Below are 22580 nucleotides of genomic sequence, written 5' to 3'. Positions count from 1 at the left end.
GAGGCAAGCTGAATTCTCCCCTACTCCCGCACCAGTACCAGATCGAACGCGGCCTTCAGCCATGGCCCGTCGACCTTGCCGGAGAGATCGAAGCCCTCTGCCGGGAATGATCCCGCGGGCTGTTCCACATAGGTCATAACCAGATCCTCGCGCACGCCGAAGACCGTGTCCTGATCGAGATAGGGATCATCATCTGGGAAGATTTCCGTCACCAGCGGCCGGAAGCCCGGTGCCGTGACGATGTAATGGAGATGCGACGGCCGCCAGGGATGGCGGCCGCTGGCGCGCAGGATGTCGCCGACCGGGCCGTCGCCGGGCACGGTGTAGCTGACCGGCTTGACCGTCGTGAAGGCATAGCGCCCGTCCGCGCCGGTTGTCTGCAGCCCGTGGAAGGAATAGGTGTCCTGGTCCGGGTCCTGGCTGGAATAGAGCCCGTTCGGTGCCGTTTGCCAGATATCGAGTTCGGCACCGTCGATCGGATTGCCATCCGTGTCGCGGATGGTGCCCTCGGCCAGCAGGACCTGGTCCTTGAACTCCTGCCGCAGGTCGCCTCCAACCGGCAGAGGTGGTGCGCCGGTGATGTGGAACGGCCCAAGCACGCTGGAAGAGGTTCCCTCGGGGTTGGAGTGCAGCATATCAATGAGCGACGACAGGCCGAGCACATCCGACAGGAGCACGAATTCGTGCCGCTCCGCGTCGGAGATCCGGCCCGCCCATTCCAGAAATTCGATCCCCTTGCGCCACTCGGCATGAGTGAGATTGGTCTCGCGGGCAAAGGCGTGCAGATGCGTGACCAGGCCTTTGAGGATTTCCTTCAGCCGGGGATCGGTATCCGGCCCGAAATACCCCATGAAGACATCCGTGATGGTGTCCTTGGTGACGTGACGCATGGGATCTCCCTCAGTTCAAAATGGCAAGGCTCAAGGACGGCCAGCGGATAAGTGCAATCAGGACAACCAGCATAACCAGTGCGAAGGGGAACGCGCCGATAAAGACGTCCTTCAGCGATATCCGTGGATCGTTCAGCGTCGCCTTGATGACAAAACAGGAAATGCCGAGCGGCGGGGTCAGGAGACCGATCTCCGCTCCGACGACTGTGACGATGCCGAACCAGACCAGCGAGAGCCCCATCGGTTCGACTAAAGGCAGGAACAGCGGCACCACGATCAGAATGATCGAGGCCGTGTCGAGCAGCGTGCCCAGAAAGATCATCAGCAATACATAGATGACCATTACCCAGAAAAAGCTCATCTGGGTTGCCGACAGGAGATCGCCGAGTTCGTTCGGCAGGGCTGCGAGGCCGAGCATGCGGCTGTAGATGGAGGCTGCCGTGATCAGGAACAGGATCGAGGCGGTGATGTGCCCGGTTTCCAGGAGTGCGGTCCAAAGTCCTTTCCAGGTGAGCTTCCGGCGCACCAGCGCGATCACGAGTCCGAGCAGCGAACCGGCGGCCCCGGCCTCCACCGGCGTCAGCCAGCCCGTATAGATACCGCCGAGCACGGCAGCGATCAAAAGCAGGGTCGGAATTGTCTTGTCGGCAATTTCAAGCGGCGTCATCCAGTCGCTGCCGGCCTCCGTCCGCCCGCCGATATAGGACGGCGCGAAGCGCCCGGTCAGAAAGATCGCGGCAACATAGGCAATCGCCAGGAGGATGCCCGGGACGATCCCGGCCAGGAACATGTCGCCGACGCTTTGCTCCGCGACAAAGGAATAGATGATCAGCATCGCCGAGGGCGGGATGATCATGCCGAGCACGGATGACCCGGCAACCACACCGACCGCAAAGCGGGGATTGTAGTCGAAGGCCAGCATCTGCGGCACGGAGACCTTGGAGAACACCGAGGCCGAGGCGATCGACGAACCGGTGACAGCTGCAAAGATGGCATTTGCGCCGACGGTCGCCATGCCGATGCCACCCCGGACGCGCCGGAAGCCGGTGTTCATGACCTGATAGATATCCGCCCCGAGCCCGGCTTTGGAAACGATCAGTCCCATGAAGGTGAAGAGTGGCACCGTGGCGAATGTATATTCCATCACGCTGTCGCCGATGGCGATCTTGAGAAGATTGATCGCCAGGTCGACATTGCCGCGCATCAGCACGATGGACACGAAAGAGACAAGCCCAAGGGCGATCGGGATATAGACGCCGAGATAGACCAGAAGGACGATTGCGACGACCGAAAGCAGGCCGATTTCAATGGGGGTCACGCGACGTCCTCTGCGGTTTCACCGGTTTGCCCGGACTGGTCTTCCTTCTTCGGTGACAGGACCTTGATCAGGAACAGGAGCGCGCACAGCAGCGCGCTGAGATAAATCGCCAGCTTCACCGGCCACCAGGGCGCCGTGAAGATGCCCGGCACGCCGAAATAGTCTCGTGTCTCGTACATTTCGACGAATTCCGGCCAGATCGCATAGGCAACGAGCCCCATGAAGACTGCCGACGCGGTATCGATCAGGCGCCTGAGCGTTGCTGCAAGTTTCGGCCTTGTTGCCTGGAGCAGTATCAGGAAGCCGTCGGACCGGGTCAGGCGTCCGGTCCGCACCACGTCCGGCAGTTGCAGGAAGACGATCAGCACCATGGAAAACTGTACCACCTCGACCGCCCCGCGAAAGGGGGCATGAAAGAAGCCGCGGGCGATCACGTCGTAATTAACCACCATGATCAGGCCGAGCACGATCAGCGTGCCGGCGGCATTTGCGGAAATTGCGATGCGATTGGCCAGCGCGGTGACGGCGCGAAGACCAGGGGTGAGGAAAGGAAGCATGCCTGCCATCCCGGCTTGTGCGTTTGGTGGGGGTATTATGGCACACGGGTATCGGTTGTCCGGTGTATTGCTGGGCAACCGACAGGCCGGAGCGAAGAGGACCAGTGCGGACCGGATCGCGCCGGCCCGCACTTGCAGCCTGGTTCTATTGGGACAATTCCGCCGCCCAGTCGCGGACAGGCGTGTAGCCGGCCGCTTCGAGCTTGGCCATATAGGCCTTCAGCATGTCGCTGCCCGGCTCACCCGCTGCGTCGAGCTCGGCTGCCCACTCCGCCGCGATATTCGGCATGGAGGCTGCCCAGGCGCCCCGTTCCTCCGGGCTCAACTCGACAATGGTGCCGCCTGATTCAACATAGGCGGCAAGGCTGGCTTCGGCCTTGTCCATGGCGATCCCCGCCACATGATCCCGATAAGAGACCGCCACTTCCTGCAGCACCGCTTTCACTTCGTCCGGAAGCTTCTCCCAATAGTCCTTGTTGACGGTCACCGTCTTGGAATTAACGGCACCGAAATCGGCCTTCAGCATATAGGGCGCGACTTCCGCGATCTTGAAGGTTTCGGCCGCCTCCGGCCACAGCATGGCATCGTCGGCAAGACCGGTCTGCAATATGTTGTAGAAGTCCGTCAGACCGCCGCGCACGCCGGCCGCTCCGTCGATGCCCTCGATGTAACGCATGTTCATGCCGGCCCCGGCAACCTTCTTGCCTTCCAGATCTTTCAGCGATTTGACCGGCTCCCTGGAATACATCTGGTAGGTGTCGAGGACGACCCCGGTGGCGAGATACACCTGATTCTGCGCCTCGAACTCCTTCTGCATGGCCGGGAATTCCTTGGCGATCTCGTCAACCGCCTTGGCAACGGCGCGCGCATCCGGGGCGACGAAGGGTGTGACGGCAGCGATTGCCTGGCTCGGCAATTTGGACGAATGGAAAATCGTGGTGACGATACCGATATCGCCGAGGCCCAGCTTCACCCCGTCCAGAACGCCCTTGGGCTTGACGATGGTGCCGCCATAGCTTTCCTGCCAGTCGATCTTGTAATTGCCGGTTTCCGCCAGGCGTTTGTCGACTTCGGGGATGAAGAAATTGGTGAATTCCTGCACCCACATGGCTTTCGCCGGATAGCCGTCGATAACCACCGCCTTGATGGTTTCGGTGGCAAAGGCAGGTAGTGCGGTTGCGCTCAGGAGCGCCAGCGCCAGCGCGCCCCGCCGTGTCAGTTTTCCAATCATTGCATTCTCCTCCCAAAGAAAGCGAGACCGGTCGGGCTCTCCGCCGGATCGTCTCAATACCTGTGCCCGGCCACCGGCACAGCTTGCCTCACACAAACTTGCAGGCGGAACCGAAAGGCAGGCGCGGCAGTTTCTGAAACAGCGCCGTCTCGTCGGCATAGCCAAGATTGCAGAGGAAATTGGATTTCAGCGTCGTACCGGCAAAGAATTCCTCGTCGACGATCTTGTTCGAAAATCCCGACATCGCACCGACATCGAGACCGACCGCCCGTGCCGCAATCATGAAATAGGCCCCCTGCAGTGTCCCGTTGCGAAAGGCCGTCGTCTCGGCATGGCCGGGTTTGTCCATGAAATGCGGGCGCCGGTCCTCGTGCGGAAAGAGGTATGGAAGCTCTTTCCAGAACTCCAGATCGTGCGCGATGATCACCGTCACCGGGGCAGACATCATCTTGTCGATGTTCTTGTCCTTCAGCGCCTTCGCAAGCCGGGTCTTGGCTTCCGGTGTCTCGACGAAGACGAACCTTGCCGGACAGGAATTCATGCTCGTCGGACCGGCCGCCGTTATGTCGTAGATCGTCTCCAGGAGCTCTCTCGGCACCGGACGGTCCTGCCAAGCGTAATGCGAGCGCGCGGCTCTCAGAACAAGATCGATGCTGTAGTCATCCAGACGGCCGATCCGTTGCCGCAGCGCGCGGACGGTTTCCCGGGCTTCGGCGCGCAGCTTCTCGAGCGCTTCACCGGTCGGGGCCTTGGATGCGATCATATTCATTCCGCCGCCTCCGTCTTCGCCCGAACATCTTCCTCCGCCACGACGGGATTGGAGCAGATACCGATGCCTTCGATCTCCACCTCGACCGTTTCCCCCGGCCGCAGCCAACGGGGCGGCCTTCTGGCATGGCCGACGCCTGGCGGCGTGCCCATGGCCAGAAGGTCCCCCGGCTCCAGGGTGGAGAACTCGGATACGGTCGAGATCGTCCGCGCAACGCTCCACAACATGTCGGAGGTTGTCGCGCTTTGCAGGATCTCGGAACCGACCCTCGATTCGATCTTGAGACCCGCCGCCCCTTCCGGCAGCTCATCGGGCGTCACCACGACGGGACCGACCGGTCCGGTGGCGTCGAAGTTCTTGCCCGGCGTCCACTGGTGGGTCTTGCGCTGATATTCGCGCACGGAGCCGTCATTGAAGATGGTGTACCCGAAGACGTGGCCGAGCGCGTCTTCCTCCCGGATATGCTTGCCGCCCTTGCCGACGATCACCATAAGCTCGGCCTCGTAGTCGAGCTGCTCCGAGCAGGAAGGCCTAACCAACGGCGCACCCGCGGGAATAAGCGATGTCAGCGAGCGCATGAAGAGGGCCGGGTAGACCGGCACGTCGTAACCGCCCTCCTTGATGTGGTCGACATAGTTGAGGCCGAGGCACAGGATCTTGCCTGGCTGGGCAACCGGCAGGCCCGGCGTCAGCGAGGAGACCGGCTCTGGATCGGCCCGATCCTTGAGTGCGAGAAGGCTATCGGCATCGACCCTGCCTTGAGCCAGTGCCATCAGATCCGGACCCACGCGGGCATCCGCCGCCGTCAGGTTCCAGGCCCACTCCCCTTCCACGAGGTGCACGCCCCTGCCCGACACTCCTGCTCCCACGATAAAGCGCATCTTCGCCTCTATGTTTTTTGACTTTCTCAATTTTTGGCGACTATTTTTCTATTTGTCAAATAATATCGATTTTTTTAAGATGCCTCCAACAGGAGGAAGCCATGCCGAAATGGACCGACTACAAACGCATCGCACGGGAGCGCGGCGCGCTTGCGCTGGAACTTTACGTCGTCAACTCGACCCCTGCCGGGTCCGACGCGGACCTGCCAGGCACGCTGCCGGATCATCTGGCCTATCAGGCCGAGCTTGAAGCTGCGGGAAAGCTGGCCTTTGCCGGGCCGGTGTCGGATCCATCGGGAGAAGAGATGACGGGTGAAGGCATGATCATCTACCGCGCGGCTTCGATGGAAGAAGCGAGAGCTCTGGCTGAGGCGGATCCGATGCACCAGCGCGGCGTGCGCACCTTCACGCTGCGCCGGTGGCTGATCAACGAAGGCAGTTTCACGCTTTCCGTTGGTCTGTCGGGCAAGAAGATCGCACTCTCCTGAGGCCAATTATCCGGCATTGCCTCTTTTGGGGAATTGGGTCCGGGCCAGAGGCCCCTTATCTTCAGGCTCAATGCGACTGACCTGGAGACACGCATGACCATTCTAGGCGATCTTCTGTCGACCATTTTCGAACGGCGCAGCGGACTGGCGGCACCCAACCGGCGGGACCCGCGCTCCACCGACGAGCTTATTGCCGCGCTTGTCAGCGCATCCGGTGACATTGCGGGCCTGTCCCTCGCCAGCACATTGCTGCAGCGCTACGGAGAGATGGACGACGACGGCAAGCTGGCCTTCTTCCGTCACCTTGCCCACGACATGAATATCGATCCGGGCAAGGTGCGCACGACCCTGGAGGCCTATGAGGCCGCTCCCGGCAAGGCAACCTACCGGGACTTCATGTCTGCGGTGGAGCCCGACCGGCAGGAACTTATAAGGCGGCTGAACCAGATCCCCGGAGCAACGGAAAAGCTCGTGCGCATGCGCGCCGACCTGTTGCAGCTCGGGGCCCGCGATCCGGAACTTCAGGCGCTGGACCAGGATTTCCGGCATCTCTTTGTCTCCTGGTTCAACCGGGGCTTCCTGGTGCTGCGGCCGATCAGCTGGGAAAGCCCGGCCCATATCCTGGAAAAGATCATTGCCTACGAAGCCGTGCACGAAATCACGAGTTGGGAGGACCTGCGCCGGCGCCTTGCACCGGGCGACCGCCGCTGCTTTGCCTTCTTCCACCCCTCCATGCCCGACGAGCCGCTGATTTTCGTGGAAGTCGCACTGACCGACAGCGTTCCGGGTTCGATCCAGGATCTCCTGGCCGAAGACCGGGAACCGATCACCGCGGCGAAGGCCCGCACGGCTGTCTTCTATTCGATCTCCAACTGCCAGGAGGGCCTTGCGAGCATTTCCTTCGGCAATTCGCTGATCAAGCAGGTGGCGGCGGACCTCTCGGCCGAGTTGCCCTCCCTGAAGACCTTCGTCACGCTGTCGCCGATCCCGGGCCTCACCAAATGGCTGCTCGCGGAGGGCATTGCGATTGCGGACGCCGATGAGAAAGGGCTCCGCACCCTTGCGGCCCACTACCTGCTTTCGGCAAAGCGCGAAGATGGCCAGCCGCTCGACCCGGTCGCCCGCTTTCATCTCGGCAATGGCGCCCAGGTCCATGCCGTTCATGCGGAAGCCGACACATCCGAGAAGGGCCGCGCCCAGTCGGCCGGCGTGATGGTCAACTACCTCTATGACCTCGGCAAGGTCACCCAGAACCACGAGCGCTATGCGACCAGCCTCGACATCGCCGCCTCCTCCGACATCAAAAGCCTCGATGCCACGGCCAGAAAGAGGGAGGCGAAGAAACCTCTGGCGGAGCAGGCGGAAAAGTAGAGCCGCCGGAAGACCATGTTCACCCGGCCTCGTCTCCGGCCGTAAGGCCGGCGTGATCGAGGCCGTGTTGATGTGGTCCGTTGCCTCTTGAAAAAGCCGACGACGAAAACTCGCCTGGCGCAGAATTGTTTGCTAATCTGCGATTGGCGACGGATGGACCGTACCAATCGCGGATTGAAGCAGCCTCGGCGTTGGTGGGAACGCTTGGGAAGCGGAGCGCGCAGCTGGGCAAGCGAGTTCCAGGTGCACGGTCAGGTTCATGGCAGGCCGAAGCCCGAACTTGTCTGAAAGGCAAACTATGAATGTCTCTTGAGAAAAGGCGGCCGGGATGAGCCAACAAGATTATACGAAAGAACAGCTCGAGTTCCTGGAATTATTCGAAATCGCAGCAAGATACGATTGCCTGTTTTTGCTCGACTTTCACTGTTTCGATCTCTTCGACCACGACCAGACCAGCCGGCTGAGCGATGCGGAACGCGCCCAGTTGGCCGCAGCGGCGAGATACGACATCTATGCCGAGGCCATCCAGAAAGGATATCTTCCGCAATCCAGTCCCTTCGGAGGCATTCATGAGCAACAACGCTTTTGTTGAGCCCCTCCCCTTTTCGCTGATCGAAAACGGGCTGGCCGGTGAGAAGACCGGCTTCCTGTTCAAGACGTGGCGCGACAACCAGGGCATCATCCTGCAGGACAGCCGGATGACCCGGCTCAGCCCCTATCTGCTGATGACGCTGCCGACGGCCGAGCCCGGCGATGTGCCGCTGCTGACCTTTGCCGGCAAGCACAGCACCTTCCGGCGGTTCTTCCCGCAGGCGATGGAACCGGAGGCCGCGCGCCCGCCGACCAGCTTCCTGCCGCCAGTCTACCGCAAGGGGGTATCCGACGCCTACCGCATCGCCATGGAGGGCGAACCGTCCTTCGACATCCAGCGCACCGGCGACAGGCTGGGAGAAGGTGTGCCGGACATGACGCTGCAGCGGCTTCTGGTGAAATTCCGCACCAATGCCGGGTTCTCGCGGATCTTCTGCCTCATGACTTTGCTGGAAGTCCACTCGCGATCCTATCGATCAGATCGCACACATCGTCAGCCGTGTTCGCAACAAAGATCAGATTGGCATCCAGCGTACCAGGCAGCGGTTCCAGCCAGTTCAATGCATGGAAATGGGCCCGGGTGAAACCGCAGTCGCGCCAGAAACCGTCCATGAAATTGAACCCCTGGACCCAGCCGTAGTAAAAACCGGCGCCCCACTCGTCCAGCGCCTCGATCTGGGCCATTTGGTTGAGGAGACCGCCGAGCTTGGAGCCGCGCCATTCCTTGGCGACTTCCGTCCCGCCGAGATAGACGACGTCGCCGGTGATCCGCCGGCCAACCCTTGGCTGGTTTTCGCTCAGCACCACCTGCCCGCCTTCCGCGTTCGGATAGCAGCGATGAAAATACTTGCGCCAGAAATCGGTGAGCGTCATCGGATAGGCCATCTTGTCGAATCGCGCGCACACGCGCCCGACCATCCGGTCCTCGTCATCGACCAGCGCCAGCCAGAACGCCTGTGACGGCGTATAGGTGTTCAGGCTGGGCGTGAAATGCCCTTCCAGCCGCTTCAGCCCGCTCGCCGCCGCCATCGCCTCGACGACATCGAAATCCGATCCGCGGCGCAGCATCAGCCCCAGGCGCTGAAACTCCCTGTCTATAACGCCCCAGGCACGTTTCAGCTGTGCCTTGTCCAACTCGAAATCCAGTTTGTGCATGGATGTCCCGTGTGATGTCGCCCTTCATCCGCATCCTGCAAAGAACGGCTGCGCCCACCGCAACTGCCGCCTTTTTTGCCAATCGATTAGTTAGGCAGCTGTTTTCCTTGCCCGGCAGCACGTTAAGTTGTCTGCCAAAGCGGTCAAACAAGAAAAACTGACAAGGTTAAAACTTGCGGGGCAAGGACCGGTCGAACGGGAGTTTTCAACCGAAGCTTTTCGGTCGTGGACAAGTCGTGGAAAACACGGCGGCGCGGCACGCAGACGGCGCCTGGATTTTGTTCAATCTTCGGGAAGGGAGAAGAATGGTGGGTGAGCACGGGCTCGAACCGTGGACCCGCTGATTAAGAGTCAGCTGCTCTACCAACTGAGCTACACACCCACTCTCGACGTGGCCGCGTTGATGCGCGGCGCGAAGGCCGCTTTGGTGCGCGGCGCGTCGGATGGCGGGTGTATATAGCGAGTGAAGCGTGGGCGCAATGGTTTTTATGACAAATTTTTTTCAAGGCCGTCATGCGGTTAACGCAGACCTCACTGCAGATGACGCATGCGGAAGGAATGCACAAAAACCACGGACAAAAGGAAACTTTCAGAAACCTACGGCAAGTTTTGCGCAATAAATGAAATTAAGGCTTGACCGGTCATATCCGCCTCACTAGGGTGCGGCGCATCAAGACCGGACGGACGTGACGGGCTTGAGCCTTTCGGACCGGAAGACGCTGACGGATCAACATCTTGGCGGCGACCCACGGTAAGGCGGGCGGGGCTCCCGAAACCGGGATTTTCCAAAAAACGTCAGCCAGGGCAGATTACCTGCAGCATCAAAGGACCGGGACGGCATGATGATGTCGCTCATTCTAATCGTAGTAGGAAAGCGCGCCTCCGCGGCGGGATGACCCCGTACGGACAGGATGGCGCGCGACCAAGGCTCCCAAAGGGGCCTTTTTTTGTACCCGCCTCCTGACACCGCTTTCCCGTCGACGGACCGGACTTTGACGCCGCATGCGTCTGCCAGACAACAAAATCGAAATGAGCCAGGCCTGACCCACAGGCACGCGATGCAAGGACGAAACGAATGACACGGGAAATGACCGGCGCCGAAATGGTCATCCAGGCGCTGAAAGACCAGGGAGTTGACACGATCTTCGGCTACCCGGGCGGCGCAGTGCTTCCCATCTATGACGAGATCATTCAGCAGGAAGGTCTGGAACATATTCTCGTGCGCCATGAACAGGGCGCAGGCCACGCGGCCGAAGGCTATGCCCGCTCCACCGGCAAGCCGGGCGTCGCGCTCGTCACCTCCGGCCCCGGCGCGACCAACATGGTCACCGCGCTGACCGACGCCATGCTTGATTCCATTCCGCTGGTCTGCATCACCGGCCAGGTGCCGACGCACCTCATCGGCAACGACGCCTTCCAGGAGTGCGACACGGTCGGCATCACCCGCCCCTGCACCAAGCACAACTGGCTGGTGCGCAATGTCGACGACCTGCCGCGCATCCTGCACGAGGCCTTCTATGTCGCCACCTCCGGCCGTCCGGGCCCGGTCGTCGTCGACATTCCGAAGGATGTCCAGTTCGCCACCGGTACCTATCAGGGCCCGACGCCGAACCCGGCGGCTGCCCACAAGAGCTACCGGCCGCAGCTGAAGGGCGATGCTGCCAGCATTCGCATGGCCGCCGAACTGATGGCCGCCGCCAAGAAGCCGGTGCTTTATACCGGCGGCGGCGTCATCAACTCCGGCCCGCAGGCCTGCCAGCTGCTGCGCGAACTGGTCTCGCTCACCGGCTTCCCGATCACTTCCACGCTGATGGGCCTCGGCGCCTACCCGGCCTCCGGCGACAACTGGCTCGGCATGCTGGGCATGCACGGCACCTACGAAGCCAACATGGCGATGCACGACTGCGACCTGATGATCTGCGTCGGCGCCCGCTTCGACGACCGCATCACCGGCCGCACCGATGCCTTCTCGCCGGGCTCGCGCAAGATCCATATCGACATCGATCCCTCCTCCATCAACAAGACCATCAATGTCGACCTGCCGATCATCGGCGATGTCGGCCATGTGCTGGAGGATCTGGTCCGGATCTGGCGGTCGTCGTCGATGAAGTCCGACCCTACTGCCATGAAAGACTGGTGGACCCAGATCGACAAGTGGCGGGCGCGCAACTCGCTGGCCTACAAGCCGAACAGCGACGTCATCATGCCGCAATACGCGATCCAGCGGCTCTATGAGCTAACCAAGCACCGCAAGACCTTCATCTCCACCGAAGTCGGTCAGCACCAGATGTGGGCGGCCCAGTTCTACGGCTTCGAGGAGCCGAACCGCTGGCTGACCTCCGGCGGTCTCGGCACCATGGGCTACGGCCTGCCGGCTGCCATCGGCGCACAGGTTGCCCACCGCGACGCGCTCTGCGTCGACATTGCCGGCGACGCCTCGATCCTGATGAACATCCAGGAAATGTCGACCGCCGTGCAGTTCGGCCTGCCGGTCAAGGTCTTCATCCTCAACAACCAGTATATGGGCATGGTGCGCCAGTGGCAGCAGCTGCTGCACGGCAACCGCCTCTCCCACTCCTACACCGACAGCCTGCCCGACTTCGTCAAGCTGGCGGACGCCTATGGCGGTGTCGGCTTCCGCGTCGACAAACCGGCGGACCTGGACGGCGCCATCGAGGAGATGATCGCCGTTGACAAGCCGGTGCTGTTCGATTGCCGGGTTGCCAACCTCGCCAACTGTTTCCCGATGATCCCCTCGGGCAAGGCCCACAACGAAATGCTGCTGCCGGACGAAGCCAATGACGAAGCGGTTGCCAACGCCATCAGCGCCGAAGGCAAATCCCTCGTTTAAGGTGAATAGGTTCAAGGACTTTAAGAAATGAACGCACAGAACGTCGATGCGCCTTCCGCCTATTTCCTGGCCGAAGTCAGCAATGAAATCGAAACCCATACCCTATCGCTTCTCGTCGACAACGAGCCGGGCGTGCTTGCCCGCGTGATCGGTCTCTTTTCCGGCCGCGGCTACAACATCGACAGCCTCACCGTTTCGGAAACCGAACACGAGAAGCACCTGTCCCGTATCACCATCGTGACCACGGGAACGCCGATGATCATCGAGCAGATCCGCCACCAGCTCGACCGGCTGGTGCCGGTGCACCGGGTGACTGACCTGACGGTCCGCGCCAAGCGGATCAACCAGGACAAGCCGCTGGAGCGGGAACTGGCCCTCGTAAAGGTCGCCGGTACCGGTGAAAAGCGCCTGGAGGCCCTGCGCCTTGCCGATGCCTTCCGCACCACGGTCATCGACGCCACGACCGAGCATTTCGTCTTCGAGATCACCGGCCGCACTTCCAAGATCGAGCAGTTTATCTCCATCATGAAGCCGCTCGGCCTCGTGGAAGTCTCCCGCACCGGCGTTGCCGCCGTGCAGCGGGGCCCGGAAGGGCTCTGAGGGTTACTTCTCCGCTCCAATTCACGACCCGCCGCCAACCAGCGGCGGGTTTTTTGTGTTGTTTCTTCCTTTGCAGGCATATTCGACACGCCAGGGCTTCGAAGTTGCCTGATTATGTTCAGTGCCTGCTTTCGATGTTGATCGTCAAGGTCCTGCGCAAGGGCGCATCGTCCGGCCCGGTCATCGGTGCAACGTGGTGCCAGGAATTGTAGGTCTTCACGAAGAGAACGCACTGGTTCTCTTCGAACGGGAAGGTCTTCAATGTTTCCACCTCGTCAAACGGCATCGCCTTGTTGAGATGATTGAAGACCTTTGTCCTGTCCTTCGGCACGCAGACGGCAGTGCCTCCGCCCCAGTTGCTGTCCCAGCTTCCCGGCTCCGCCATCGAAATGACGAGCGTGATGAGCTTGTTGGGTGCATCCGTGTGCGGCAGGATCTGGCCGCCATTGGCCGGCATCATCGAGAATTCGAACCGGGCGCTGAGTTCGAGCTGGCCGCGTAACCGGCTCAAGAGGCTTGCCCTGCGTCTACCGGCACCATTGACCACCTTGATCCTCCTGAGACCGAGATCGACGAAGTTACCGGCCAGCATTTTCAGGACCCCGTGGACGAAGTCCGGCGACTTCACGTGATCGTGGAAACTCTTCCAGTCAGGTGTTCGCGCCAGAAAAGCCTGGTAGTCGCCGGGGTTGTTGACCTCCGACAGGGAATATTTGTGGCCGAGATTCGGCATGTATTTGAAAAGGTCCTTGCCAGGATACGAGGCAACGAGCTGGTGATACAGACCTTGATCGAGAACATTCTTGATATAGCAAACCGGATAGGGCTCGTAGTCGAAACAAGGACCGCTGAAATTCAGCATCTGTCATAGCTCCTGCTGCGGAGATTGGTTGAAAGTCAAAAACAAATCAGCTGTTCGGCGCAATGCTTCGCCTGCACGCATTAAGCATCGCCATAGGTCCGGCCGCAACTTAAATGCGATCTAGCGACGCGACAAAAAACCTGCCCCAATCAGGTGTGCTTCGGCAACGGCGCCCTAGACGCGACGTGAACGAGCGCGTATACGACACCCGCGCTCATCGCGCCTCTCCGGCGTGAGTCCAACCATTCAGATCAAAAGGCGTTTCGCCATGATTCACGGTCTCTCCCGGCCGAAAAACCAGATCCGCTGGCTGCTGCTGGAAGGCATTTCGCCGACCGCGCGCACGGTTCTTGAAAAGCACGGTTACACCAATGTGGAAGTCCTGCCCGGCGCGCTGGAAAAGGAAGCCCTGATCGAGAAGCTGCAGGGCGTGCAGATGCTCGGCATCCGCTCCCGCACCCAGGTGACCGAAGAAGTCCTCGACGCCGCGAAAAGCCTCGTCGCCGTCGGCTGCTTTTCCGTCGGCACCAACCAGGTGGATCTGAAAGGCACGCTCACCCGTGGCATTCCGGTCTTCAATGCCCCCTTCTCCAACACGCGCTCGGTGGCGGAACTGACTGTTGCCGAGATCGTCATGCTGATGCGCGGCGTCTTCACCAAGTCCACCGCCGCCCACCAGGGCCGCTGGATCAAGAGCGCGGACGGCTCGCATGAAGTGCGCGGCAAGACGCTCGGCATCATCGGCTACGGCAATATCGGCACCCAGCTGTCGAACTTGGCCGAAGCCATGGGCATGCGCGTGATCTATTTCGACATGGTCGACAAGCTGCAGCACGGCAACGTGATGCCGGCCGAAAGCCTGGACGCGCTTCTGGCGGACTCGGACGTGGTATCCCTGCATGTTCCGGACACCACGGAAACCCGGAACATGTTCGGCGCTGCCGAGATCGCCAAGATGAAGAAGGGTGCCTTCCTCATCAACAACGCCCGCGGCAAGGTGGTCGACATCGATGCCCTGGCCGAGGCGCTGAAATCCGGACGCCTGGGAGGCGCTGCCATCGACGTCTTCCCGGTCGAGCCGAAATCCAACAAGGACGAATTCGTCTCGCCGCTGCGCGGTCTCGACAACGTCATCCTGACGCCGCATGTGGGCGGTTCCACGGAAGAAGCCCAGGACCGGATCGGCGAGGAAGTCTCGCGTCGCATGGTGGAATATTCCGACGTCGGCTCGACGCTCGGCTCCGTGTCCTTCCCGCAGGTGCAGTTGCCCAAGGGCACCGACGCCACGCGCTTCATCCAGGTGCACCACAACGCACCGGGCGCCATGCGCACGCTGAACGACCTCTTCACCCGGCACGACCTCAACATCTTTGCCCAGTACATGCAGTCCCATCAGGACATCGGCTATGTGGTGCTGGACGTCGACAGCCCCGTCAGCGATCCGGTCGGGATCCTGGAAGAGATCCGGGCGCTGCCGAACACGATCCGGGCACGGTTGCTGAACCGGGTGTAAAGCTGCAGCGGTTCTATACCAACGCATGCCCCGCCACATTGTGGCGGGGTTTTTCTTTGCCTTGCTAACCCGCCGCGGCCGGTCCGACGACCCTGTTGCGGCCCTGTTTCTTGGCTTCATAAAGTCGCTCGTCCGCCCGTTTGAAAAGGGCGTCCAACGTATCGCCGGCCTCTGGCGCTCCGGCAAGCCCGATGCTGACGGTGACTTTTTCCGGCAGATAAACCTTCGAGAAGCGGTCGATGGTCTTCCTGAGCCTTTCCGCCATGGAGAGGGCACCATCAACGGGAAGCTTCTCGCACAGCAGCACGAATTCCTCGCCGCCGACCCGGTAGAGGTGGTCGTCCGAGCGCAGGTTTTCCGTCAGAAGGCGTGCGATGGTCTTCAGAACCTCATCGCCCGCCTGGTGTCCGTGACGGTCGTTCACCTGCTTGAAATGATCGATGTCGATGACAAGCAGCGACAACGGCCTGCCCTCGGCAAGGTTCTTCGCCAGGATCGCTGGAGCCTGCTCGTCATACTGCCGCCGGTGCAGGGCGCCCGTCAGGTGATCCCGGTTCGAGGTCTCCAGCAACTTCTGATAGCGCTCGCGATAGGTCAGGACCTGGAAGACGTCCTTCAGGGGCCGGTTGATCAGCCAGCTTTCCTCATTGTCGAAATATTTGAGATAGATGACGAACAGAACCGTATAGACGGCAGTCGCCACCATCTTGGCCACCCAGCCGCCGAAGAAGACATGCCAGGGCGCGCCTGACACGTAATGCAGTGCCAGGAAGAACCCGGCCTGGTCGAAGGTCAGCACGACGGCACCGCAGATCAGGAACCTCAGCCCCAGATGCCGGCCGAACCGGTCGCCGATCCGCTCGTAGAGCACGACGATGGCGATCGCATCGATGAAGAGCAAAATGGTGCCCCAGACCATCAGCAGCCCCATCTCGTCGATGAAGGCAAAGTCCGGATTGCGGCCGTCGGAGACCATGATCGTGTCGTGGTTCCTGAGGATCATCACCAGCGCGACGATGAGGAAGTTGCCGATCAGAAGCCCATAGATCGGCTGGCGCACCACAAGCGCATCCTCGCGGATGTAAAGCAGCAGGATCATCAGGAGCTTGCCGGAAAAAAGCACCGTCGATCCGGGCGAGACGATGCCGAAGGGCAGCTGGATGTAGAACACGCTGGCGAGATAGGTCTCCAGGAAGTGCATGACGCCGAGGGCGCACATGAAGACACCGATGCCGATCACCTGCCGGGCTCTGAGCAGGCTCATCATGACGGCGAAATAGACACCCGCCTGGGCGAAAAGGAGAAGCGTGTTGGAAAGGGCCATGGACGACTCGTAATTTCTATCGAGCCCTCAATGTATGCATAGATTCCCGCCCGGCACGAAACCGAAAACGGTTTGCACCTGAGCGTTGGTGATTCGGGGGCCCCTTCCCCCGTCTTAGAGAAAACCGCCCTGACTGAAAACCTAGTCAGACTACGGTATCTGCATCCCGGACCTCCCAGCGCAGGGAGGCAGGCGACGGGGGCATCAAGGCCTGCATGGCGCGGGAGAAGGCTTCCCCCTTCTCGCTCAGGACACTCAGGAAATATCCGCGCCGGCTGGAGGCGACATGCGGCATCGCCTTGACGAGCTTGCCCTGGGTGATGAGATCGTCGATCAGCCCGTGCCACCCCAGCGCGACGCCGATGCCGTCACGAGCGGCCTGGATTACCAGGTCATAGGTATCGAGACTGGTCATTTCGGCGGTGCCCTTGCCGCTGACGCCGAAGGCCGCGAACCATTCCTGCCAGCTGAACCAGCTCGCCTTCGCCGGCGTCTTGAGTGTGAGCAAGGGTACGGCAAGCAGGTCTGCCGGATGAGCGAGGTTCGGATGCCGCTCAAGGAAGGACGGGCTGCAGACGGCCGACACGGTCTCGTCGATCAGCCTGACAGCCCCGCGCTCCACAGCGTCCGGACCGTCCATGCGGACGATCAGATCCGCATCCCTAGAATTGGCTTCCGTCGGATCCTGAGAGGTCAGCACGGAAATATCCAGCGGATGGAAAAGAGCCCGCAATCTCGGAATACGCGGCAGCAGCCAGAATGCGGCAAAGGCATAGTCGACGGAAACGAGCACGCTCGGATTGGCCTTGCGATGCTGGAAGTCCGCAAAGCCCGTCGCCAGCTGGTTCATGGGCAGCTCGACCCGGGCATAGAGATCCGCCCCGTCCGGCGTCAGCTCCACGCCCCTGTGCACCCGCTTGAACAGCGTGACGCCAAGCGAAAGCTCCAGGTTCTTGATCTTCTGGCTGAGCCCGGGCTGCGACAGGTTGAGCGCCGCCGCCGCCGAGGAGAGCTGGCCATGCCGTGCGACCAGCACGAAGGCGCATAGCTCGACGCTGTAGCGCCGCAGGATCGTATAAGCCTGAGTTATGTCTTGCATAACGAATAATCTCTGGAAACCTTGAAAATCCTGCCTCAAGGTAAACGCTTATATTCAGTTTGTGAATGGCAAGCAGGAAACGAAGGTTCCTCGCCAAGGGATTTCCAGCGTCCGCCGTGAGGGGCGGACGGACGATCCTCCTTGTCCAGTGTTTCACACGCCGGAACGGCAGGCGACGTTTGTGCCGTGAGCTTAAGGGTGACTGACCAGAACCAAGGAAAGTGGGGCACCATGGATCACAAGGTTGATGAATCACGATTGAAATTGGGGACCAGTGGAATCTTCCGCGATGTGAACCCGCCCATGGCGACCCTCTCCAAAGCCATAATCATCGGCTTCGTGGCCGCCGGTGTGCTCGCGCCGGAGGCAATGGGAAGCTTCTTCACGGCGGTTCAGTCCTGGATCAATTCCAATCTCAACTGGTACTACATCGTCTCCATGGCGCTGTTCATCTTCTTCGTATTCTGGCTGATCTTCTCCAGATACGGCTCCATCCGACTGGGGCGCGACGAGGACAGACCGGAATTCTCGACCTTTGCCTGGTTTTCCATGCTTTTCGGAGCCGGCATGGGCATCGGCCTTCTCTTCTGGTCGGTGTCCGAACCGATCTATCACATCCAGAACAATCCGTTCCTGGAGGAAGGACAGGCCAACACGCTGGCCGCCGCCAACATTGCCATGCAGGTCACCTTCCTTCATTGGGGCCTGCACGGCTGGGCGGTCTATGTGATCGTCGGTATGGCGCTCGCCTATTTCAGCTACCGCAAGGGGCTGCCCCTGACGATCCGCGCATCGCTTTATCCCATTCTCGGCGATCGCATCTACGGCGGCTGGGGGCATGCGGCGGATCTCCTGGCGGTCTTCGGGACGGTCTTCGGCGTTGCCACCACGCTCGGTCTCGGGGCCGGGCAGATCCTGGCCGGGCTCAATCACCTCTTCGGCGTACCGGACGATCCCTGGGTGAAGTACCTGCTCATCATGATCATCTCCGCCATCGCCACGCTGTCGGCTGTCTCTGGCGTCGGCAGGGGCATCAAGATCCTGTCCGAGCTCAACATGTGGCTGTCGATCTTCCTGATCACCGTCTTCGTGATTGTCGGGCCGACCGTCTTCGTCCTCGGCTTCTTCGTCACCAATCTCGGCGAATACATCATCGGGTTCATCCCGATGGGGTTCTGGGTCGATCCCGATCCCGAGGCCCAGTGGCAGGGCTGGTGGACGGTCTTCTACTGGGGCTGGTGGATCGCCTGGGCGCCGTTCGTCGGCATGTTCATCGCCCGCGTCAGCCGTGGCCGCACGATCCGGGAATTCGCCGTCGGCGTCCTCATCGTGCCGACCCTCATCACCTTCTTCTGGATGGCGGTTTTCGGCGGCACGGCGATCCATCAGGAACTGATGGGTCCGGGCGGCATCGTCGCGGCCGTCAACGAGGACATCTCCAAGCCGCTCTTCCTCGTCATCGAGAATTTCGGTCTGGGTTTTCTTGGCAGCTTCCTGTCCCTAGTCGCACTGGTCCTGATCATCACCTACTTCGTGACCTCGTCCGACAGCGGCACGCTGGTGGTGACCACGCTGATCTCCATGGGCCGGGAAGAGCCTCCGGTCAGCTACCGGATTTTCTGGGGTTTTGGAGAAGGTGCTGTCGCCGCCGTTCTCCTTGCCTCGGGCGGTCTGAAAGCCCTGCAGACCGCATCGCTCGCAGCCGGCCTGCCCTTCTCCATCATCATGTTCATCATGATGTGGGGCCTGGTGCGCTCGCTCATGAACGAAACTCTCCTAGGCAAACTCGCAGACGTCCCTGCCGAGTAGCCCAACTGCGGGGAGGCAACTTTGTTGCCTCCCTCTTTTCCTCAAAGATCAGACCGTCTGGAGAGCAGGCATGTACAAGAACATTCTGGTGCCGATCAAACTGGCCCATGCCCCCAAATCCACGAGCCTCATGGAAAAGGCAATTTCCGTCGCCAGGGCCAACGGGGCGAAACTGAATGTCGTCACCATCGTTCCGGAAATCGACGACAATCTCAAGGTCCTGCCCGAAGACTCCCTGCCGGAGCTGCAGACATTCGTCGGCCGCTTCGACACCTCGGGCGTCGAGCTGGCTGTCGACTTCAGGACCGGCACGTCCCACAGGGCCATTCCAAGGGCGGCGGAAGAAATGAAGTGCGACCTGATCGTCATGAATTCCCATAACCCGCGCATCCGCGATTATTTCATCGGCTCCACCGCGGGCCATGTCGTCATGCATGCCGGCTGCGACGTCCTGGTGGTCCGCCAGGGAGGCTAAGGCCGCCCCCGTGTCCAATTTCCCTTTCGCGGAGCAAAGAAACAGAACCATCCCGAAAGGAAGATCTGCGGCAAATTGCGGGCTCGCCGAAAAACTTCAGGAGTGGTGCTATTGGTGGACACAACCACGGTAACCCGACCCGGAGCAGTGCGTGCCCGCAAGTACCGGCGACCAGCTCGATCGCAGCATTCCTCCGGAAGCCGGACTTCCAGGAGGCAACCTGATCGTCTTCGACGGTGTCTGCATCCTGTGTTCGGGTTTCGCCCGGTTCATGGCAATCCATAACACGGCAGCCGGCTTCAGGTTCGTCGACGCGCATTCGCAAACAGGCTGCGCACTCTATCGCCATTTCCGGCTCGACCCGGACCTCATGGAAACCAACATCGTTATCCTGAACGGCAAGGCGCATACGAAAATGGCGTCCTTCACGGCCGCCATGAAAAGTGTCGGCTGGCCGTGGAAGGCACTGGCGGTTCTGGACCTTCTGCCCCGGCCGGTGGCCAATTGGCTCTACGACAGGATTGCCCGTAACCGCTACCGGTTCGGCCGGCGCAGTTGCCCGCTACCTTCCGCCGCACTGAAGGATCGGCTTCTTGACTGACAAAATCTCCCGAAAACGGATCGTCCTTCTCGGCGGCTACGGTGTCTTCGGCGGCAAGCTGGCGGAAGCCTTGCTGCGCAATCCCCGGTTCGATGTGGTTGTCGCCGGGCGTAGCCTTGAAAGCGCGCAAGCATTTTGCCGGATCCATGGCGGCACGCCTGCCCGGCTAGACCGGACGGCACCGGATTTCGCAGCGTCTCTTGCCGCACTTGCGCCCTTTGTCACCGTCGATGCGGCGGGGCCCTTCCAGGCCTATCACCGCAAGGCCTATTCGGTCGCCAAGGCAGCCCTTGCGGCAGGCAGCCATTATCTCGATCTCTCCGACGATGCCGCTTTCACCAGATCTATTTCCAGCCTGGACGCGCAGGCGCGTGATGCGGACCTGGCGGTCATTTCCGGTGTCTCCAGCGTCCCGGCGCTTTCTTCGGCTGCGGTCGAGGCCATGAAGGGTGACTTCAGCCATCTGGACCTGATCGAGAGCACCATCCTTCCCGGCAACCGCGCTCCGCGCGGGCTTTCCGTCATCCGGGCCATTCTGGCGCAGACCGGCAAGCCCGTCGCAGTCACGCGGGACGGAGTACCGGACACGGTTTCCGGCTGGTCCGGGCTTGCAAGGCGCAGGATCGGACCGGCGGGAGCCGAGGGCCTGCCGCCCCGCTGGTCAAGCTTCATCGGCGCACCGGATCTGGCGCTCTTCCCCGAGCATTATGGCGCCCGCACCGTCCTCTTCCGGGCCGGGCTTGAACTGCCGCTCCTGCATCTTGGCCTGTGGCTGCTCGCCTGGCCCGTCCGCCTCGGCCTTGTCCGTTCGCTGGAGCCCGCCGCAAAGTTCCTGCGGATGATTGCCGGCTGGCTTGAACCTTTTGGATCGGACCGAGGCGGCATGGAAGTCCGGCTGGCGGGACCGGGTTTGGACGGGCAGCCCTTGGTGAAAACCTGGACACTGATCGCCGAAGCCGGCGACGGCCCGCATATCCCGGCTGTCGCTGCCGCCATCCTGTGCGGGCACCTTTGCGATGGCAAAGTTCTGCCCGGCGCCCGGGCCTGCCTCGGCGAGGTGACGCTCGATGACATCACGGCCGCGACCGCCCATCTCAAGGTCGCGACCTTCGAGGCGGAAGATCTCAAACCGGCGCTATTCCAGGAAGCTCTCGGCGACCTATTCGAGGCACTGCCCGCTTCGGTTCAGGCCCTGCACACCGTCTTCGACAAACATCGCTGGTCTGGCGAAGCCAGGGTGACGCGCGGCGGCACGACCCTCGGCAATCTCCTCTGCCGCCTCATCGGCTTTCCTCCCGAAAGCGAAGCGACGCCGGTCACGGTAACGATCGAGCGGCGGGGTAGCAAGGAACACTGGCTGCGCGACTTCGGCGGCAAGCGGTTCAAGTCCGTTCTCAGCCTGAGGGGCGCGCCCGGCACCGGCATCGTGCAGGAATGCTTCGGTCCGATTGCCTTCGACATTCACTTGCGACTTGAAGGTGGCACCCTCGCCTATCCGGTTGGCCGGGGAAGATTTCTCGGCATCCCGCTGCCGCATTGGCTGCTACCGATCAGCGCGGCGACGGAGTTTAACGATAGCGGCCGCTTTAACTTTGACGTGAAGATCTCGTTGCCAGGTCTCGGATCTCTTGTCCATTATCGGGGCTGGCTGGTACCCGATGACCCGGCCTTCATTTCCGGACAAGCATCTGATGTGGAAGCTCTCAATGTCCAGATCAAAACCAAGCCGAAATCCTGACGAAAGACGGGCGGCACCTTATCTTGTTGTTGTCCTGGTCTCGACGCTTGCAGCATACATCATCGCCAGACAGATGCTGGCGGCAAGTGCCACTAGCATCAGTGCGGATACAGTCACGTTCTTCACTGCTGCAGGAGCATTGTCCGGGGCGACAAGCGGCGTCCTGTTTGGCGAATGGTACGGACACCGGGGACTGTCAGGTATCCTTGTCACCGGCTTCGTATCCTTTATCGGCCCCTTGCTGGGTGGAGCGATCATAGGAACCATCTTTTTTCCGGTTTTAGGCACAGTATTCGGAGCCTATACGGCCTGGAGCGTCTTTTGCGAATTGCCCTATCTTTCAACCTGGGTTGTGAGCGTGGTCCTCATGCATTTTGCCGCGGGATGTTTGCGGGGAACGCTGCCAGCAAGTTGCTAAAACATTGTCCTCAGTGACAATTTCCCGTTTGACTTCAAA

21 protein-coding genes and 1 tRNA gene are annotated in these 22580 nt (G+C 61.0%); 11 read left to right on the top strand and 11 right to left on the bottom strand.

What is annotated here, in order from left to right; genetic code table 11:
• Positions 1-20: 20 nt before the first annotated feature.
• The 6 genes from ACX3M4_RS28455 to ACX3M4_RS28430 all read right to left on the bottom strand — a co-directional run bounded on the left by ACX3M4_RS28455 (position 21) and on the right by ACX3M4_RS28430 (position 5646).
• Positions 21-890: a dioxygenase family protein gene (locus ACX3M4_RS28455; protein WP_459356290.1), complete on the bottom strand. Its 870-nt coding sequence runs from the start codon at positions 888-890 to the stop codon at positions 21-23.
• A 10-nt stretch (positions 891-900) separates the two neighbouring features.
• Positions 901-2208, bottom strand: coding sequence for a TRAP transporter large permease (locus tag ACX3M4_RS28450; protein WP_459356289.1), 1308 nt, complete (start codon positions 2206-2208; stop codon positions 901-903).
• Entirely contained in the window at positions 2205-2765 is a 561-nt protein-coding gene (locus ACX3M4_RS28445) for a TRAP transporter small permease (protein ID WP_459356288.1), read from the bottom strand. Before ACX3M4_RS28445 ends, ACX3M4_RS28450 begins: the two co-directional genes overlap by 4 nt.
• A 145-nt stretch (positions 2766-2910) precedes the next feature.
• Entirely contained in the window at positions 2911-3996 is a 1086-nt protein-coding gene (locus ACX3M4_RS28440) for a C4-dicarboxylate TRAP transporter substrate-binding protein (RefSeq protein ID WP_459356287.1), read from the bottom strand.
• 88 nt (positions 3997-4084) lie between these two features.
• Positions 4085-4765 carry a malonic semialdehyde reductase gene (locus ACX3M4_RS28435; protein ID WP_459356286.1) on the bottom strand — a complete coding sequence of 227 codons (681 nt, stop codon included), beginning with the start codon at positions 4763-4765 and terminating at the stop codon, positions 4085-4087.
• The gene (locus ACX3M4_RS28430; RefSeq protein WP_459356285.1) at positions 4762-5646 is read right to left on the bottom strand and encodes a fumarylacetoacetate hydrolase family protein; all 885 of its coding nucleotides are present in this window, start codon (positions 5644-5646) and stop codon (positions 4762-4764) included. The genes ACX3M4_RS28435 and ACX3M4_RS28430 overlap by 4 nt, the downstream gene beginning before the upstream one ends.
• Before the next feature lie 101 nt (positions 5647-5747).
• Here ACX3M4_RS28430 and ACX3M4_RS28425 point away from each other — a divergent pair, with 101 nt between their 5' ends.
• The 3 genes from ACX3M4_RS28425 (at position 5748) to ACX3M4_RS28415 (ending at position 8097) form a co-directional block, all read left to right on the top strand.
• Positions 5748-6134: a YciI family protein gene (locus ACX3M4_RS28425; protein ID WP_459356284.1), complete on the top strand. Its 387-nt coding sequence runs from the start codon at positions 5748-5750 to the stop codon at positions 6132-6134.
• 93 nt (positions 6135-6227) lie between these two features.
• Positions 6228-7505 (top strand): malonyl-CoA decarboxylase, encoded by a 1278-nt coding sequence (locus ACX3M4_RS28420; protein WP_459356283.1) that lies wholly within the window; start codon positions 6228-6230, stop codon positions 7503-7505.
• 328 nt (positions 7506-7833) lie between these two features.
• On the top strand, positions 7834-8097 hold the full coding sequence (locus ACX3M4_RS28415; protein WP_459356282.1) for a hypothetical protein: 264 nt from the start codon (positions 7834-7836) through the stop codon (positions 8095-8097).
• Between the two features lie 437 nt (positions 8098-8534).
• Here the strand turns inward: ACX3M4_RS28415 and ACX3M4_RS28410 are convergent, their stop codons facing one another.
• Together ACX3M4_RS28410 and ACX3M4_RS28405 are read right to left on the bottom strand one after the other, a co-directional pair.
• Positions 8535-9251: a hypothetical protein gene (locus ACX3M4_RS28410; protein WP_459356281.1), complete on the bottom strand. Its 717-nt coding sequence runs from the start codon at positions 9249-9251 to the stop codon at positions 8535-8537.
• Between the two features lie 306 nt (positions 9252-9557).
• Positions 9558-9633: transfer RNA gene (locus ACX3M4_RS28405), tRNA-Lys, on the bottom strand.
• 693 nt (positions 9634-10326) lie between these two features.
• Between ACX3M4_RS28405 and ACX3M4_RS28400 the strand changes: the two genes are divergently transcribed.
• Both ACX3M4_RS28400 and ilvN read left to right on the top strand, forming a co-directional pair.
• Entirely contained in the window at positions 10327-12102 is a 1776-nt protein-coding gene (locus ACX3M4_RS28400) for an acetolactate synthase 3 large subunit (RefSeq protein ID WP_459356280.1), read from the top strand.
• Positions 12103-12129: 27 nt separating this feature from the next.
• Entirely contained in the window at positions 12130-12702 is a 573-nt protein-coding gene (gene ilvN / locus ACX3M4_RS28395; protein ID WP_248157397.1) for an acetolactate synthase small subunit, read from the top strand.
• 118 nt (positions 12703-12820) lie between these two features.
• Here ilvN and ACX3M4_RS28390 read toward each other — a convergent pair whose 3' ends face one another.
• A complete protein-coding gene (locus ACX3M4_RS28390) occupies positions 12821-13564 on the bottom strand; it encodes a 2OG-Fe(II) oxygenase (protein ID WP_459356279.1) in 744 nt (247 codons plus the stop codon).
• A 268-nt stretch (positions 13565-13832) separates the two neighbouring features.
• On the opposite strand from ACX3M4_RS28390, the gene serA reads away from it, so the two are divergent.
• Positions 13833-15077: a phosphoglycerate dehydrogenase gene (gene serA, locus ACX3M4_RS28385; RefSeq protein ID WP_459356278.1), complete on the top strand. Its 1245-nt coding sequence runs from the start codon at positions 13833-13835 to the stop codon at positions 15075-15077.
• 64 nt (positions 15078-15141) lie between these two features.
• Here the strand turns inward: serA and ACX3M4_RS28380 are convergent, their stop codons facing one another.
• Together ACX3M4_RS28380 and ACX3M4_RS28375 are read right to left on the bottom strand one after the other, a co-directional pair.
• Positions 15142-16401, bottom strand: coding sequence for a GGDEF domain-containing protein (locus ACX3M4_RS28380; RefSeq protein WP_459356277.1), 1260 nt, complete (start codon positions 16399-16401; stop codon positions 15142-15144).
• A 145-nt stretch (positions 16402-16546) separates the two neighbouring features.
• Positions 16547-17500, bottom strand: a complete 954-nt coding sequence (locus tag ACX3M4_RS28375; RefSeq protein WP_459356276.1) for a LysR substrate-binding domain-containing protein — start codon at positions 17498-17500, stop codon at positions 16547-16549.
• A 303-nt stretch (positions 17501-17803) separates the two neighbouring features.
• Between ACX3M4_RS28375 and ACX3M4_RS28370 the strand changes: the two genes are divergently transcribed.
• From ACX3M4_RS28370 to ACX3M4_RS28350, 5 genes are all read left to right on the top strand, one after another.
• A complete protein-coding gene (locus ACX3M4_RS28370; protein ID WP_459356275.1) occupies positions 17804-19309 on the top strand; it encodes a BCCT family transporter in 1506 nt (501 codons plus the stop codon).
• 70 nt (positions 19310-19379) lie between these two features.
• Positions 19380-19784 carry a universal stress protein gene (locus tag ACX3M4_RS28365; protein ID WP_459356274.1) on the top strand — a complete coding sequence of 135 codons (405 nt, stop codon included), beginning with the start codon at positions 19380-19382 and terminating at the stop codon, positions 19782-19784.
• A gap of 151 nt (positions 19785-19935) precedes the next feature.
• The gene (locus ACX3M4_RS28360; RefSeq protein ID WP_459356273.1) at positions 19936-20385 is read left to right on the top strand and encodes a thiol-disulfide oxidoreductase DCC family protein; all 450 of its coding nucleotides are present in this window, start codon (positions 19936-19938) and stop codon (positions 20383-20385) included.
• Positions 20378-22123: a DUF4166 domain-containing protein gene (locus tag ACX3M4_RS28355; protein ID WP_459356272.1), complete on the top strand. Its 1746-nt coding sequence runs from the start codon at positions 20378-20380 to the stop codon at positions 22121-22123. The genes ACX3M4_RS28360 and ACX3M4_RS28355 overlap by 8 nt, the downstream gene beginning before the upstream one ends.
• The gene (locus ACX3M4_RS28350) at positions 22092-22541 is read left to right on the top strand and encodes a hypothetical protein (RefSeq protein WP_459356271.1); all 450 of its coding nucleotides are present in this window, start codon (positions 22092-22094) and stop codon (positions 22539-22541) included. Before ACX3M4_RS28355 ends, ACX3M4_RS28350 begins: the two co-directional genes overlap by 32 nt.
• Positions 22542-22580: the final 39 nt, after the last annotated feature.

This window comes from Roseibium sp. M-1, assembly GCF_054515675.1.
This window is presented reverse-complemented; position numbering and strand designations above follow the sequence as displayed.